The following is a 13761-nucleotide window of genomic DNA, read 5'->3' as shown; positions in this document are numbered from 1 at the left end:
ATAAACACGACCCAAGGCAGGTCACGCCGCCAAAAACACGCCAACCTCATGCGCCTTGAGGCTGAGCCGCGCGGCGGCAAACCCTGCCCGCGCCTCGGGCAAACGCAACTCGGGGAAGACCGCGAAAAGCTCGTCGCGCTGCGGCCCGTCAAGCCCGGCAAGCACGCCATCGCCGGGCTGGAAGCTTTCGGTCCAGGCGCCATCGGCAAGAATGATCTCATGCGCGTCGAACATGATGTGCAGATAGGTGACGCTGTCGCGGCGGGCGCGCACTATGCCGGGCTGGCCGACAAGGTGTAGCGCCGCCACCAGCACCTCGGCCTCACCAAAGAGCAGATCGGCGCGGGGTCGCGAAAACAGCATCCGGTGTTGCGGCGATACCAATAGATCGGCGCTCGGCAGGCCGTTGCCCAAGGCACCCGCACTGATCAGAACCGGCTGCAAACCGGGGTTGGCTGCCAGATCGCGCGCCGAAAGCGCGCGCCGCCCGATCCAGCGGATGCTTTGGTAGCCACTGTCGCGGGTCAGCACTTTCTGGCCGATCCGAAGCAGTTCCACCGGCACCGGCCCGGCCTTGGTCTCGTTTAGCGCGCCGGGGGTGAAGCATGGAACCTGGCTTATGTTCTCGATGTTCGAAAAGGTGGTGATGTCGCCATTCGCCCAGCGGATCGTGCCGTTTTCGGGATTGGAATCATAGATGATCTTGGCGCGGCCATGGATGATGATTTCGTCAATATCGCTGTTGTCGGCGTCTTCCGAGCCATCGACCACGTCGCCCGCGCTCTCGCCATGGTTGAGCGTGATCGTGTCGGACCCGGTGCCGCCGATGATCTGGTCTTGCCCCGCGCCGCCTTCGATCCAGTCATTACCGGCACCGCCCAGAATGGTATCGTCGCCATCTTCGCCGTAAAGAAAGTCGTCGCCGCCCCGACCGTCGAGGTAGTCGTTGCCAGCACCAGCGTGAAAGATATTGGTGTAGGGGTCTGCCGGGTTCGTCGAAGAGCCGTCAAAACCCAGCAGCGTGTCGTTGAAGGCCGAGCCATAGAGCCCGTCAACACCGCTGAGCGTATCGCCTGCCGCATCGCCCCCTGCGCCGGTTCCGGCGGCAAGATCGATGCTGACCCCCGCCCCCGAGGCGGAGTAATCGGCATAGTCCATGCCTTGCCCGCCGCTCAGAACATCGGCCCCCGCGCCACCGATCAAAGTGTCGTTGCCGGTGCCGCCGATCAGCGTGTCGTTGCCCGAGCCGCCATCGAGCATATCGGCACCGTCCTGACCAAACAGGCTGTCGTCACCTTCTCCGCCGATCAGCGTATCATCGCCCAGCCCGCCCTCGAGCGTGTCATTGCCAGAACCGCCATCGAGGCTGTCGTTGCCGTCGCCGCCAAGGATCGAATCAGCGCCGGCACCGCCTAGCAGCGTGTCATCGCCGATGCCGCCGAAAAGCGTGTCGTTGCCGGTGCCTCCGACAAGACTATCGTTGCCCGCATCGCCATAAAGCAGATCGTCGCCAAGCCCGCCTAGGATGGTGTCGTTGCCGTCGCCGCCAGAGACGGTGTCGTTATCGACCGGCACCGCTTCGAACTCGATATCGGATATGACGATCACCTGACCGCCCGTGCCACCGTTCGAGTAAATGATGTCGAAGCGCGCGACCGGCCCCGCGATCTCGATCAGCACCGACCCTGCGGCACTGGCGGCGGTATCGTTACCGGGGCCAGAGGTAATGGTGTTGCCCGAAACCGTGTCATTGCCCGCGGGCGTTATGGTGACCGGGATCAGGTTGCCCGTGGCGTCATAGGCGTTGATGGTGATGATGTCGGTCCAGCCGCCGGAATCGACGTCGTCGATACGAAAGCTGACATTCTCGACCGTGCTCGCATAGCCCGAGCCGGTAACCGCCGAGAAGTTGACCCCGATGGTGGCGGCCAGCCCGTTGCCGGTGGCGTAGAGCGCGGCCATCGAATTCGGGTTGTAGGTTTCGCCCGAGGCAACATAGCCGGTGGCCGAGGTTTCAACCTTGAAGCCGGTGGCGGGTCCATGGTCGGTGTAGGTGACGGTGGTGTTGATGCCGCCGGTGTTTTGCGTGTAGCTCGACCCGATATTGGTGCCTTGGCTGCCGCGCAGCGACCAATTGAAATCCAGGGGCGCATTGGCAAGGGTTTCGACGCCCGCGACGATGTAATCGTCGCCGCCGCCACCGGAGATGGAATCATTGCCCGAAAGGCCGGAAATCGTGTCGGCCGATGCGCCCCCGGCCAGTGTGTTGTTGGCACTCGTGCCCGTGATGACAGCCATTTACCCCGACGCTCCGCACTCTTACCCACTCGATCGCTTCAAGGTGACGGGGAATTGGGCCGGAAATCAGGCAATTCTACGCAAATGCGAAGGATTTGGGCGGGAACGGAGACAGTCCGCCGCGGCGCAGCAAGCTTGCGCCACGCCCCGGATTGCGCTCTGCGTTCAGGTGGATTCGGCACCCAATGCTTCGGGGCGGACCACCGCAAAGCGCTCAGGTACGGTCTGCGCAAGTTCCGGCATCTGCGCGCGCAGCTCAGCCTGCGCTTCGGGTGCGAGTGCTGCCAGCCGCGCCCCCGAAGGCTGAAAACTTTCGCTCCACGCGCCTTCGGCCAGCACCAGCTCGTGCCGGTCGAGCAGGATCTGAACATATTCGATATCGGTGCAATCGACGCGATGAACGCCCTCGCGGCCGATCAGTTCCCGCGCCTGCCAAAGCTGCTCGGTTGCATCGGTCAATTTCTGCCCCGGCATTGCGGCCAGAAAGCGGTGGTTGGGCGAAACCAGCATGTCGGCGGCGGGCACTCCATTGCCCAGCGCACCGGCGGCAATGCGCACCGGGCGCTGCGTCGGGTTTAGCCCGAGGTCGCGCCAGCCAAAGCGGCGCTGCCCGACCCAGCGCACCTCCTGCAAGCCATGATCGCGCGTCACCACCCGATCCCCCGGCCTCAGTTTGGTGGCAAAACATGGGCCACAGTCGGTCGCAAGCGCCACATAGGGGGTAAAGCAGGGGATCGCGGCAATGAATTCCGCAAGGCGGCGGCTTTCACGCGAGACGCCATCTTCCCCCGCCCAGCGCAGCCAGCCATCGCTGCGCTCCTGCGAAGAATACTCAAGCCGCACGGCCCTGACCGCCTCGGCCATCGCCGAACCGTCAGCCGCGTCATGCCCCTGCGGACCCGCTGGCAGGCGGGTATCATGCACAGTCATCGCTCACCCCTCTTCCGCGCCGCTGGCATCGGTCAAGTGTGCCCCGACACGCATCTTAGGCCCTGCGCGCGATTTGGCATAGCCCGACTGCCTTGAAACCGCCTGAATTCGCGGCACCAAACCGTTTCGCATCCGGAAACGCGAAAGCGGGGCGCTTCCGCCCCGCTCGCGCGCCCGTTTCCGGGCGGCCCCCAGGTGGCGCGTGCCGGGTCAGCGACCCAGCAGCGCCGCCTCATGCCGTTTCAGCGTGCGCCGCGCCACAGAGTAGTTTTCGACGCCTTCGCGGGTCTTGAGTTCCGGGAACAGCTCGAAAATCTCGTTGCGCTGCGCATTGCCCATGCCGCCCAGTGTTTGGTCGCCGGGCTGGAAGCTTTCGGTCCAGGCCCCGTTGGCCAGAACCACCTCGTGGCGGTCGAACATGAAGTGCAGATAGCTTGTGCCCAGCACTTCGACCGGCAGAATGCCCTTGTTGTCAACCAGATGCTTGGCGGCAACCAGAACTTCATGCTCGTCGAAGTAAAGCGCGGTCCGGTCACTGGAGACCAGCATCCGGTGGTTCGGGCTGACCAGCGTATCACGCTCGGGCAGACCGTTGCCAAGGCTGCCAGCCCGGATCAGCACCGGGCGCAGATGCGGTGCTGCGGCGAGTTCGGCGCGGTTCAGCGAACGTTTGCCGACCCAGCGGATTTGCTGGATGCCGTTGTCGCGGGTTATCACCCGGTCGCCCGCGCGCAGCTCTTCCACCGGCAGCTCGCCGCGCGGCGTTGCCACCAGCGTACCCGGGGTGAAGCAGGGGATCACGTTCTCGATGTTCTTGAATGTGAGCGTGCCCTTGACCGGACCACCAACCCCGTCGAGGAACTCGACAATGCCGTTTTCCGCATTCATCGGGTCATAAATCACCCGCAGCGGCCCGGCACCGGTCAGGTCGAGCACGTCGTAGTCGTCGCCGCCCTCGCCGCCGTCGATGAAATCGCCCGCGCCATCGGCACCCGAACCGACGATGAAGGTATCGCGGTCGTCGCCGCCATACATATGGTCGGCACCGGCACCGCCGGTCAACAGGTCGTTCCCGCCCTCGCCGTAAAGCGTATCTTCGCCTTCACCGCCATCAAGCGTGTCGTTGCCGGGGTGCAGATCGACGATCACCGGCTGATCGATCACCGCGCCATTGAGCGTGAAGCCCGAGTTCACTTCGCGCGTGGTCAGCGTGAAATTGATGAAGCTGCGGTTCTCGAAGGCCGCCGAAAACCAGGCATCCTGGTCTGACGGGTCGTTCTGTTCGGTGCCCATGGCGGTGATCGTGCTGCCCGCATTCAGCGCCAGCGACGTGTCGGCGGTCAGACCGTAGGTGGTGAATTGGTCGGCGGGAATACCGACCTTTTCGGCAAAGGCGGTCTTGTCGAGGTCACCAAAGGTGGCAATCGAGGAAATGTCGATCGGCAGGCCGGTCGTCTGGTCGTAGAACTCCAGCCGGAAGCTCGCGGTCTTGCCCGCGTCGCTCGAATCGTTGTTGCCGTTAAGCAGAATCTCCTTCCCGGCTCCGCCGGTCAGATCGACATTGAGGCCGGACGAGCGGTCAACCAGAATGAGCTTGGCCATCACCGTGCGCCCGTCTTCGGTCACGGTCACGTTCTTGTAGATGACGCTGTCGCCCGCATTTGCGCAGCCATCTGCACCGGTTTGCGAGCCGTATTTGACATTGGCCGCAGAAAGCGTCAGCGGTTCCGCCAGGTTGCCGGGGGCGTCGCAAGCACCGCCCGAGTCGCCCCAGATCACGTCATTGCCGGAGCCGCCCGCCAGCGAGTCGTTGCCAGCGCCGCCGTAGATGCGATCATCACCCGCATCACCCGAAATGCTGTCGTCGCCGCCTTCGCCAAAGATCACGTCATTGCCGTCACCGCCCGAGATGGTGTCGTTTCCGGCACCCTCGGCACCACCGCCGGATCCGACCAGTGCCGGGTCGAAATGGGTGTAGAAGTCGTTGTAGAAAGTCTCGTAATCGACGCCCGGCCCGGTGTTCATGATCGACCCGGAATCCGGCTCGGTACCGTTGGAGTTGCCGTCAACCTGGAAATACTGCGTGGGCTGAATGCCGCCTTTGATGGACACACCGATCACGGTGCTGCCGGGATCAAGGCTGGAATCGCTCGCGATCAGGAAGTCGCGCATCTGCGTATAATACATATCAAGGTCGTTGCTGATGAACTTGGCACTTCCCGAGTTGGGGAAGCCATCAACCTTGGCCGAGTAGTCCGCCACGCCGTCGCCGTCGGTATCAAAATAGAAGACGACGTTGGAAATTGCTTGTTGCCACTCGGGGAAGTAATCGCCTGTGGGCAACACACAACTGGCATTATCGCCAAAAAGCGTGTCGTCACCGGCACCGCCTGAAATCAGGTCGGCACCCGCGCCGCCCAACACAAGGTCAGCCCCGGCTCCGCCACTGATATTGTCGTCACCCGAACCGCCAAGCAAGGTGTCGTCGCCAGTGCCGCCATCGAGCGTGTCGTTGCCTTCGCCGCCGGAAAGGTAATCGTCGCCGGCTTCGCCATATAGCAGATCATCGCCGGCCTCGCCGTAAACCTTGTCATCGCCTTCGCCCGCAAAGACGGTGTCGTTGCCCGCACCGGCCTCGACGATGTCATCTTGCGGCGCTTCGCCGGGCAGGATCGCGTCATTGTGGTCAATCCGGTCGCCGTCCGGGTCGCCAGTGTAGTTGTAATCGATCAGGTCGGCACCCGCCGTGCCTTCAACAATGCCGTCAAGCGTGACCAGCGGCGGCAGCGCCGTGGTGGCGAGGCTGGAATAGGGAACCGACGGGCAGTTGGATTGCAGGCTGAGCACCGTATAGGTCTGCCCCGGCTGCATCGGCGCGGTCGAGACAAAGCCCATCACGTCGTTGCCCATGTTGATCGCATAGACGGTGATGTTGTCAGCCGGATTGTTGGAACCTGCGGGACGCACGATATAGGAATATTCCGGTGCGATGTCGCCTGCGGGGTGGCTTTTTCCATCGAGCACGACCGCCGCGGTCGCATCCTGGCTGGTATCGCCATCGTTGAAATTCTTGTCGTTGTCGGAGACCGTGATCTTGGTCAGCGCCGCAGTGGCGTCGATCGTGAAGGTCGTGCCGGCAGGTGACGACTTGCCGTTGTCCGCATCGGGAAAGAGCGTACCGCCGGTGCTGGTGACATTCGCCAGATCCCAGGCATAGACCGCGTAGTTGGTATAGTTATAGGTCATCACACTCTCCAAACCGTCCCGCGAGACCGGGGCAGCGCGCGTTCGCGCACCTCCGCCCGCAATGATCCACGCAAGGGGCAATCCCCTTGCACATCCCTGTGTGAGGCCCCGGTTGCGGGTAAGGGTTGCAGGCATACCTCGACGCTGCCGCAATCGACAGTTCAGCCCAAGTCAGCTTGTCGAAGTTTCGCGGGGCGGCAGATCGCCCCATTCCCAGCAGCCCCGTTCCAACCAAACCCGGCATCCGAAGATGCCTCACACTCATTGGCCACCCCCATGGCCATTGCCCCCCAGTCGAGCCACCAAGAGATACCGCGCGCGCCGAAAGCGCGGAAGGGGAAAAAGCGCCAATCGTGGCGCAACTGCGGCGGCGGCAAGGCGCGCTCTGCCTAGTTTCCCCCTGTTGCGGCCACATTTGCCCGGCGATTGTTTCCGCGGTTTTGCGGCGGATGGCGGGCGACCTTCACTTTTGATTAGTAATAATAGCCCGTTAATGGCGATCGGATTCCGCTTCGCGTCGCGAACCGGCGCAGCGATTTGGGGCGACTGTTTCTGAACCGGCAACAAACGCCTTCAATGCTGCCGCCGCGCCTGCCCACAAAAAGTCGCAATCTGGTTAACGGCGATTGTTCCCACAACGCACCCAAAGACGCCGTTTCGCGCTCACTGTTCCTTGGGTTGTCTTCCTGCGGCGAATCACTTTGGTCGAGGTGACAGATTCGCCCAAAAAGCACTGATGCTGCTTTACGCTGCGGCAAATCGGCGCTGAACAGGGTTTGTGATCTGACACATGCGCCATCAACGGAACGCGCTGGAAGCAAGGCCATGGTGCCCAAGGTCGGACTCGAACCGACACGCCTCGCGGCGGGGGATTTTGAGTCCCCTGCGTCTACCATTTCGCCACTTGGGCCCGGCACTTGCTCTATCGCCACCAAAGCACGCTGACAAGACCCTCGCGTGCTTGACGGCGCGCGCCCCGCGCGCGATTGGGGGGCGGGTGGCAGGTGAGGGTGGCGACGGTGGCGATGATCCGCAGGCTTTACGACTGGGTGCTCGGGCTTGCCGGACACCGCCACGCAATCTGGGCACTGGCTGCGATTGCCTTCATCGAAAGCTCGGTGTTCCCGATCCCGCCCGACGTGCTGATGATCCCGATGATCGTGGCGCGTCCTTCGCGCGCGTTCCTGATTGCGGCGGTCGCTACGGCGGCCTCGGTAACCGGCGGCATGCTTGGCTATTACATCGGCTGGGGGCTGATGGATGCGGTCGGGCGTCCGGTGCTCGATTTCTACGGCGCGCAAGGCAGCTTTGACGATCTGGCGCGGCGCTTCAACGAATTTGGCGCTTGGGCGGTGCTGACGGCCGGGGTCACGCCCTTTCCCTACAAGGTCATCACCATCTTTTCGGGGGCAACGCAGCTGAACCTCGCGCTCTTTGTCACGGTATCGTTTGTGGCGCGGGCCTTGCGATTTTTCCTGATCGCGGCTTTGTTGTGGCGGTTCGGCGCGCCGATACGCGATTTCATCGAGCGGCGGCTGGGCGTCTTGTTCATCCTGTTCGTCGTGCTCCTGATCGGCGGCTTCTATTTCGTGAGATACCTGTGAACAGCATTCGAAGCCTGATCCACGCGCTTACAGCAACACGACTGCGGCTGATGCTACTTGCAGCGGCGGGGTCCGCCGGGTTGCTGCTGGCGGCGCTGGTGTTTCAGGCCTTCGGCATCGAGCCTTGCAAGCTTTGCTGGTGGCAGCGCTATCCGCATTATGCGGCGGTCGCGGTCGGGGTGCTGGCGCTGGCATGGCGGCCCAGCGTTCTGCTGGCGTGGTCCGGCGCGGCGGCGGCGGCGGCAACAGCCGCGATCGGCATTTACCACACGGGTGTCGAGCGGAAATTCTGGGCCGGGCCGGATACCTGCACCGCGGGCGCGCTCAACGGGCAATCTGCGCAGGATCTGCTGAGCCAGATCATGGCGGCACCGCTGATCCGCTGCGATGAGGTCGCCTGGGCCCTGTTCGGCATTTCGATGCCAAGCTGGAACGCCATCGCTTCGCTCGGGCTGATGGCAATCTGGGTCGCCGCCGCGCGGCGCGCCTGAGCCGGCAAACTGGGCGCAAACGCCACGCGATGGCCCTTTTGCCGCCAAGATTACCCGTCACGCAGGCAGCATTCCAGACCCGGAGCCGCTATGATCCTGACCTTTGACTCCCTCGCCCTCAGTCTGATCGTGATAGCCACTTGCAGCGAAGCGTTGCGGCTGGCCCGCCTGCGGCAGTTGCGCGGAACAGTGGCAGCGGCATCGCCGCCCGAAGCGGCAGAGCATGATGTCGTCGCCACCGCCAAGACCTGACGAGAGACGCTCCATTACACTTTCGTCAGAATTGGCCGCTATGCTGCCCGCCTGTAGGGTAATGAGCACTGGCGCGGGTGGCGGGGCCACCTGCGCTGTTACCCCTCTTTTCCACGCAGCAGGACCGCCAGATCGGCCACGTTGGTGCCGGTTGCGCCGGTAAAAAGCAGCGCCCCGGCCGCCGCGAGCGCCGGGTAAGAGTCGTTGTCTGCCAGCCGTTTTGCCGGGTCGATGCCGGCCCGGCGCATCGCCGGAAGGGTCTGCGGCCCGACCACCGCACCCGCTGCGTCGGTCGGCCCGTCGCGCCCGTCGCTTCCTCCCGCCAGAAATGCCCAGTCACCCGCAAGCCCCTCCGCCTCGGCCGCCAGCGCCACCCGCAAGGCCAGCTCCTGATTGCGCCCGCCAAGACCCCGCCCGACAAGCCGCACCGTGGTTTCGCCCCCCGCCACCAGCACCTGCCCCGGCTCCATTGCGCCAAGCGTGGCAATAATTTTCGCGGCCATTTCGCCGACATCACCGCTCAGCGCAAAATCGGCAAGCTCGGCACCCTCCGCCTGCATGGCCGCCAGCGACAGCGCGTTCGACCCCACCAGCAGGTTGCGCGCCGCGGGCAATTCTGCCGCCGCAGTTTCGGGGCTGGCCAGATGCGCGCGCACGGCGGCGGGCAGCGCCGCCCACAGGCCAAGCGCGCGGCAGAGCCCCACCGCCTCGGCCCGGCCCCCCAAGGCGGCCACGGTAGGGCCAGAGGCGATCACCCGCAAATCATCGCCCGGCACGTCCGACAGGATCAACGCCACGATAGGGGCCCGGCAGGCGCGCAGCCAGCCGCCGCCCTTCAAGCGCGACAGCGCCTGCCGCACCAGGTTCATCTGGCCGATATCGGCACCCGAGCCGAGCAAGAGGCGGTTCACCGCTGCCTTGTCATCAAGGCTGATGCCCGGCACCGGCGTCGGCAAAAGCGCCGAGCCGCCGCCGGAAATCAGCGCCAGCACCCGGTCTTGCGGCATCGCGGCGGTCAGCGCCGCCTCGACCGCGCGCCCCGCCGCTTCGCCTGCGGCATCGGGCACCGGGTGGCCCGCAGCCAGCACGACCGCCCCCGCCAGCGGTTTTGCCGCCTCGCGCGTGGTAACCACCAGTGCCGGAATCCCTCGCGGCAGCGCTGCCAGCGCAGCCCCGGCCATGGCATGCGCGGCCTTGCCAAGCGCGATCAGCCGCCACCGCCCCCCCGGCTCGGGCGCGTCGGCCAGCGCCTGCGGCAGATGCCGCGCAACGGCCTGTGCCGGGTCCGCTGCCGCCACGCCCGCCGCGAACACCGCCCGCGCCCTTGCCTGCAATTCCTGCGTCATCCCGGCCTCGCCGTTGCCCGCGCAGTGATGCCACGAAACGGGTGCCGAGAAAATGGCGGGAATTGCCGCGCGGCGAATGCGCCGATGCCGGTGTCACCCAGGGCAAACCCGCAGCACGAGGGCCTGCCCGGCGCGCACCGGCATACGGGATCTGGCTGAGGATCAAACCAGCCGCGCCGACACAGCCCCCGGCGACGGTGCGGCCACAGCGAAACCGCCGGATGCGCACCGTTGGTTGCCGACCCGACGACCGGTATAACGGTCGCGGCGGCATCAGCATGAACATACCGCGTATTTGCTACATATTGCAATTCCAATATCTATATCTCGATCAGGAAGTGCGCCCCGGCGCAACGCTTGGGGAAACCGGAAATCTGGCACCGCGCAGCACAAATTCTTGTCTCGATTCGCGGGGCAGCGCATGCTATCGCGAAGAAATCGGGTGCCAGACAGGGACCGAGCAAACGGAACGTGGTGGGCAGGACATGGCCGCAGACACGCTGAGCAAATCGAAGACGGCCCCGGCAGACGAAGCCGAGCAAGGCTGCATTGCGATTGCCCCCGAGGAAATGATCAGCCGCGCGCAAGCGGCTTCGGCCTTCCTCAAGGCGCTCGCGCATGAAGGGCGGCTGATGATTCTGTGCTACCTGTCGTCGGGCGAGAAATCGGTGACAGAGCTTGAAAACCTGCTCGAGTCGCGGCAGGCGGCGGTCAGCCAGCAACTGGCCCGGCTGCGGCTTGAGGGCCTTGTTATCTGCCGCCGCGATGGCAAGACCATGTATTATTCGCTCTCTGACCCCAAGGCGGAAAGCGTGGTGGGGCTGGTGTACGAGCTATTCTGCAAGGCCCCCTGAGGCGGCGCGCTTCAGCTGCAGGTCACTTCGCGCGAGGTGCTGCCCGGGGCATTGTTGATTTCGTAACAGCGTTGCTTGCCATCATCACCGACGCAGGTTTTCCAGCTGGTGCCGTTGCCCTGATCCATCCAGCTTGTGCAGCTTGGCTCGGCAAATGCAAAGCTCGGCACCAGAAGCGCTCCGACAAGTGCGCCACCGGCAACGGCTTTCGATATCTTCCTCATGATTCCCTCCAAGCGCCCCCCGGGGGGCGCTTTTTCAGTTTACGCGCAATCGCGCCGACTGTCTGCGCCGCGATGTCGCAGGCGGGCTTTTCGCGCCTGTTGCAATAGGTTAAAGCGGCGCCAGACCCTGAACTTCGAGGCCCGCCATGCATGACATCCGCGCCATCCGCGAAAATCCAGCCGCTTTTGATGCCGCGCTCGCGCGGCGCGGGCTGGCCGCGGCCTCGCCCGCGATCCTGGCGCTCGACGAGGACCGGCGCGCCAAGATCCTTGCCGCTGAAACCGCCGCCGCCGAGCGGAACCGCGCCAGCAAGGAAGTCGGTGCCGCCAAGGCACGCGGCGACGAAGCCGAATTCGAACGGCTGCGCGCGCTGGTGGCCGAGAAAAAAGCCGAGATCGCGCGGCTCACCGCCGAGGCGGCCGCCGAAGACGCCGCCTTGGGCGACATGCTGATGTGGATCCCCAATCTTCCGCATGCCGAGGTGCCCGATGGTGCCGACGAGCAGGGCAATGTCGAAATCCGCCGCTCGGGCAGCCCGCGCGAATTCGATTTCAAGCCGCTGGAGCATTACCAGATCGGCGGCGTCGCCAAGGCGATGGATTTCGAGACCGCCGCAAAGCTTTCTGGGGCGCGCTTCGTCGTATTGTCGCGCGGGGTCGCGCGCATCCACCGCGCGCTTGGCCAATTCATGCTCGATCTGCACATTGATGAACACGGGCTGACCGAAATGATCACCCCGGTATTGGTGCGCGACGAGGCGATGTTCGGCACCGGCAACCTGCCGAAATTCGCCGAAGACAGCTACCAGACAACCAACGGCTGGTGGCTTATCCCCACCGCCGAAGTGACGTTGACCAATACCGTTGCGGGTGAAGTGCTCGACGCGGCGGCATTGCCGATCCGGATGACCGCGCTGACCCAGTGTTTCCGCTCCGAAGCCGGGTCGGCGGGCAAGGATACCGCCGGGATGCTGCGCCAGCACCAGTTCGAAAAGGCCGAGATGGTGACGATCTGCACCCCCGAGACCGCATTGGCCGAGCACGAACGGATGACCGCCTGCGCCGAGGCGGTGTTGCAGCGGCTCGGCCTGCCCTACCGGACAATCGTGCTTTGCACCGGCGACATGGGTTTTGGCAGCCAAAAGACGCATGATCTGGAGGTCTGGCTGCCGGGGCAGAACAGCTACCGCGAGATTTCATCGGTTTCCACTTGCGGCAGCTTTCAGGCGCGCCGGATGAACGCGCGCTGCCGTGCTCCGGGGGGCAAGCCCGAATTCGTGGCAACGCTCAACGGTTCTGGCCTTGCGGTCGGGCGTTGCCTGATCGCGGTGCTGGAAAACGGCCAGCAGGCAGATGGCTCGGTCAGCCTGCCCGCAGCGCTGCACCCCTATCTCGGTGGCAAGACCCGGCTGACCGCCGAGGGCGTGCTTGCCTGATCGATCTGCGCCCGGCAGCGGGCCCGGCGCAGCGCCCCAAGAAGGGCAGCCCGAAGCGCGAAGCCCAGGTCTGTAGTGGCTGGTCTTTACGCGAGAGTGGCAGGTCTTTACGCGAGCGAACGGATCAGTTGTCCATCGGGTGCATCCAGCTTGCCGCCTGGAAGGCCCCCATCGGCGTGCGCAGCGCGCTGGTAGGCCGCGCTCCCAGCGGCACCCGGACGCCCACATACACATCCATCGATGTCACGTGGTCGGCCTTCACGTTGGTGGTGACATGCGCGTAATCGATGCTGCCGACCAGATCGATGCGATCCGTCAGGCGGTGAACCGCCTCGAGCCCGAACACCACGTTGCGGCCCGCATCGCCGCAATCCTGAAAGCACTTGCTCGAATAGGCATGCTCGGCGCTGACATCAATCGTGGTGCGGTCGGAAACCTGGATCAGATAGCCGATCCGGTAATCGTAGCCCTCGAATTCGTTGTCGCCGGGCGCTCCCACCGCCCTCGCCTGCCCCAACTGCGCATAAAGCGAGCCGCCATGGGGAAGGAAATACTCGGCCTCGACGCCATAGATGGAGCCCTGCATCGGGCTGTCGGAGTTCTTGCCGTCAAAGAACCCAAGCCCGGCAAACGCCCCGACGTAGAGGTTGGAAATCCGCGTGCCCGCGCGCGCACCAACCACTCCGGTATGCAGCGGCCCGGTTGCGTTCACATTGTTGAAACCACGATCATCAGTAAATTCGGCGCGCCCGTCGAATGCCAGCGCCACGCGACCCAGGTTCACGCCGCCGTAGCCCGCAAGATAGCCCCCGAAATACGGGCTGTTGATGACATTGTTCACGGTGTTGGTTCTGTCGGTCATCTGAAAACCGGCCTCGACCGACGATTGCCAGCCCTGCGCCAGCGCGCCGGATGCCGCCACGATGCCCGCCATAGCAAGCGCCAGCCGCCAGATATTTCTCGCGTTCATCTGCCTGTTTCCCGCTGCTGCACGAGCGCACCCCTCGGGGCGGCCCAAGAAAACTCCCTGATTCAAGATCGATAGCGCTCGCAGCGGAACCGAGCAAGCATGGCGACGCA

General features: G+C 64.4%; 11 protein-coding genes and 1 tRNA gene. 5 read left to right on the top strand and 7 right to left on the bottom strand.

The window, feature by feature from the left end; translation table 11 throughout:
• Positions 1–21 precede the first annotated feature (21 nt).
• The 4 genes from Q8J98_RS12890 to Q8J98_RS12875 form a co-directional block, all read right to left on the bottom strand.
• Complete coding sequence (locus Q8J98_RS12890; protein WP_305294710.1) at positions 22–2298, bottom strand: Hint domain-containing protein; 2277 nt, start codon at positions 2296–2298, stop codon at positions 22–24.
• A gap of 165 nt (positions 2299–2463) precedes the next feature.
• A complete protein-coding gene (locus Q8J98_RS12885) occupies positions 2464–3228 on the bottom strand; it encodes a Hint domain-containing protein (protein ID WP_305294709.1) in 765 nt (254 codons plus the stop codon).
• Between the two features lie 210 nt (positions 3229–3438).
• Positions 3439–6474 (bottom strand): Hint domain-containing protein, encoded by a 3036-nt coding sequence (locus Q8J98_RS12880; protein WP_305294708.1) that lies wholly within the window; start codon positions 6472–6474, stop codon positions 3439–3441.
• A gap of 826 nt (positions 6475–7300) precedes the next feature.
• A tRNA-Leu gene (locus tag Q8J98_RS12875) sits at positions 7301–7384 on the bottom strand.
• Between the two features lie 115 nt (positions 7385–7499).
• Here Q8J98_RS12875 and Q8J98_RS12870 point away from each other — a divergent pair.
• The 3 genes from Q8J98_RS12870 to Q8J98_RS12860 all read left to right on the top strand — a co-directional run bounded on the left by Q8J98_RS12870 (position 7500) and on the right by Q8J98_RS12860 (position 8821).
• Complete coding sequence (locus Q8J98_RS12870) at positions 7500–8078, top strand: YqaA family protein (protein WP_305294728.1); 579 nt, start codon at positions 7500–7502, stop codon at positions 8076–8078.
• 50 nt (positions 8079–8128) lie between these two features.
• Positions 8129–8569: a disulfide bond formation protein B gene (locus tag Q8J98_RS12865; protein WP_305294727.1), complete on the top strand. Its 441-nt coding sequence runs from the start codon at positions 8129–8131 to the stop codon at positions 8567–8569.
• A 90-nt stretch (positions 8570–8659) separates the two neighbouring features.
• Positions 8660–8821, top strand: a complete 162-nt coding sequence (locus tag Q8J98_RS12860; RefSeq protein ID WP_305294707.1) for a hypothetical protein — start codon at positions 8660–8662, stop codon at positions 8819–8821.
• A gap of 98 nt (positions 8822–8919) precedes the next feature.
• Here Q8J98_RS12860 and Q8J98_RS12855 read toward each other — a convergent pair whose 3' ends face one another.
• A complete protein-coding gene (locus tag Q8J98_RS12855; protein WP_305294706.1) occupies positions 8920–10167 on the bottom strand; it encodes a glycerate kinase in 1248 nt (415 codons plus the stop codon).
• A gap of 569 nt (positions 10168–10736) precedes the next feature.
• On the opposite strand from Q8J98_RS12855, the gene Q8J98_RS12850 reads away from it, so the two are divergent.
• Positions 10737–11021, top strand: coding sequence for a helix-turn-helix transcriptional regulator (locus Q8J98_RS12850; RefSeq protein ID WP_305294726.1), 285 nt, complete (start codon positions 10737–10739; stop codon positions 11019–11021).
• Between the two features lie 11 nt (positions 11022–11032).
• Here Q8J98_RS12850 and Q8J98_RS12845 read toward each other — a convergent pair whose 3' ends face one another.
• The gene (locus Q8J98_RS12845; protein ID WP_305183812.1) at positions 11033–11245 is read right to left on the bottom strand and encodes a hypothetical protein; all 213 of its coding nucleotides are present in this window, start codon (positions 11243–11245) and stop codon (positions 11033–11035) included.
• Between the two features lie 146 nt (positions 11246–11391).
• Between Q8J98_RS12845 and serS the strand changes: the two genes are divergently transcribed.
• Positions 11392–12681, top strand: a complete 1290-nt coding sequence (serS, locus tag Q8J98_RS12840; RefSeq protein ID WP_305294705.1) for a serine--tRNA ligase — start codon at positions 11392–11394, stop codon at positions 12679–12681.
• 124 nt (positions 12682–12805) lie between these two features.
• On the opposite strand, the gene Q8J98_RS12835 is transcribed toward serS, so the two are convergent.
• The gene (locus Q8J98_RS12835) at positions 12806–13651 is read right to left on the bottom strand and encodes a hypothetical protein (protein WP_305294704.1); all 846 of its coding nucleotides are present in this window, start codon (positions 13649–13651) and stop codon (positions 12806–12808) included.
• Between the last annotated feature and the right edge of the window lie 110 nt (positions 13652–13761).

Source organism: Phaeovulum sp. (assembly GCF_030684035.1).
Classification (GTDB): Bacteria; Pseudomonadota; Alphaproteobacteria; order Rhodobacterales; family Rhodobacteraceae; genus UBA6213.
This window is presented reverse-complemented; position numbering and strand designations above follow the sequence as displayed.

What these genes read in the sequence shown, in the direction of transcription:
- serS (WP_305294705.1), top strand. Translation starts at nt 11,392, where the DNA reads ATGCATGACATCCGCGCCATCCGCGAAAATCCAGCCGCTTTTGATGCC.
- Q8J98_RS12885 (WP_305294709.1), bottom strand. Translation starts at nt 3,228, where the DNA reads ATGACTGTGCATGATACCCGCCTGCCAGCGGGTCCGCAGGGGCATGAC.
- Q8J98_RS12870 (WP_305294728.1), top strand. Translation starts at nt 7,500, where the DNA reads ATGATCCGCAGGCTTTACGACTGGGTGCTCGGGCTTGCCGGACACCGC.
- Q8J98_RS12890 (WP_305294710.1), bottom strand. Translation starts at nt 2,298, where the DNA reads ATGGCTGTCATCACGGGCACGAGTGCCAACAACACACTGGCCGGGGGC.
- Q8J98_RS12860 (WP_305294707.1), top strand. Translation starts at nt 8,660, where the DNA reads ATGATCCTGACCTTTGACTCCCTCGCCCTCAGTCTGATCGTGATAGCC.
- Q8J98_RS12855 (WP_305294706.1), bottom strand. Translation starts at nt 10,167, where the DNA reads ATGACGCAGGAATTGCAGGCAAGGGCGCGGGCGGTGTTCGCGGCGGGC.
- Q8J98_RS12865 (WP_305294727.1), top strand. Translation starts at nt 8,129, where the DNA reads ATGCTACTTGCAGCGGCGGGGTCCGCCGGGTTGCTGCTGGCGGCGCTG.
- Q8J98_RS12850 (WP_305294726.1), top strand. Translation starts at nt 10,737, where the DNA reads ATGATCAGCCGCGCGCAAGCGGCTTCGGCCTTCCTCAAGGCGCTCGCG.
- Q8J98_RS12845 (WP_305183812.1), bottom strand. Translation starts at nt 11,245, where the DNA reads ATGAGGAAGATATCGAAAGCCGTTGCCGGTGGCGCACTTGTCGGAGCG.
- Q8J98_RS12880 (WP_305294708.1), bottom strand. Translation starts at nt 6,474, where the DNA reads ATGACCTATAACTATACCAACTACGCGGTCTATGCCTGGGATCTGGCG.
- Q8J98_RS12835 (WP_305294704.1), bottom strand. Translation starts at nt 13,651, where the DNA reads ATGAACGCGAGAAATATCTGGCGGCTGGCGCTTGCTATGGCGGGCATC.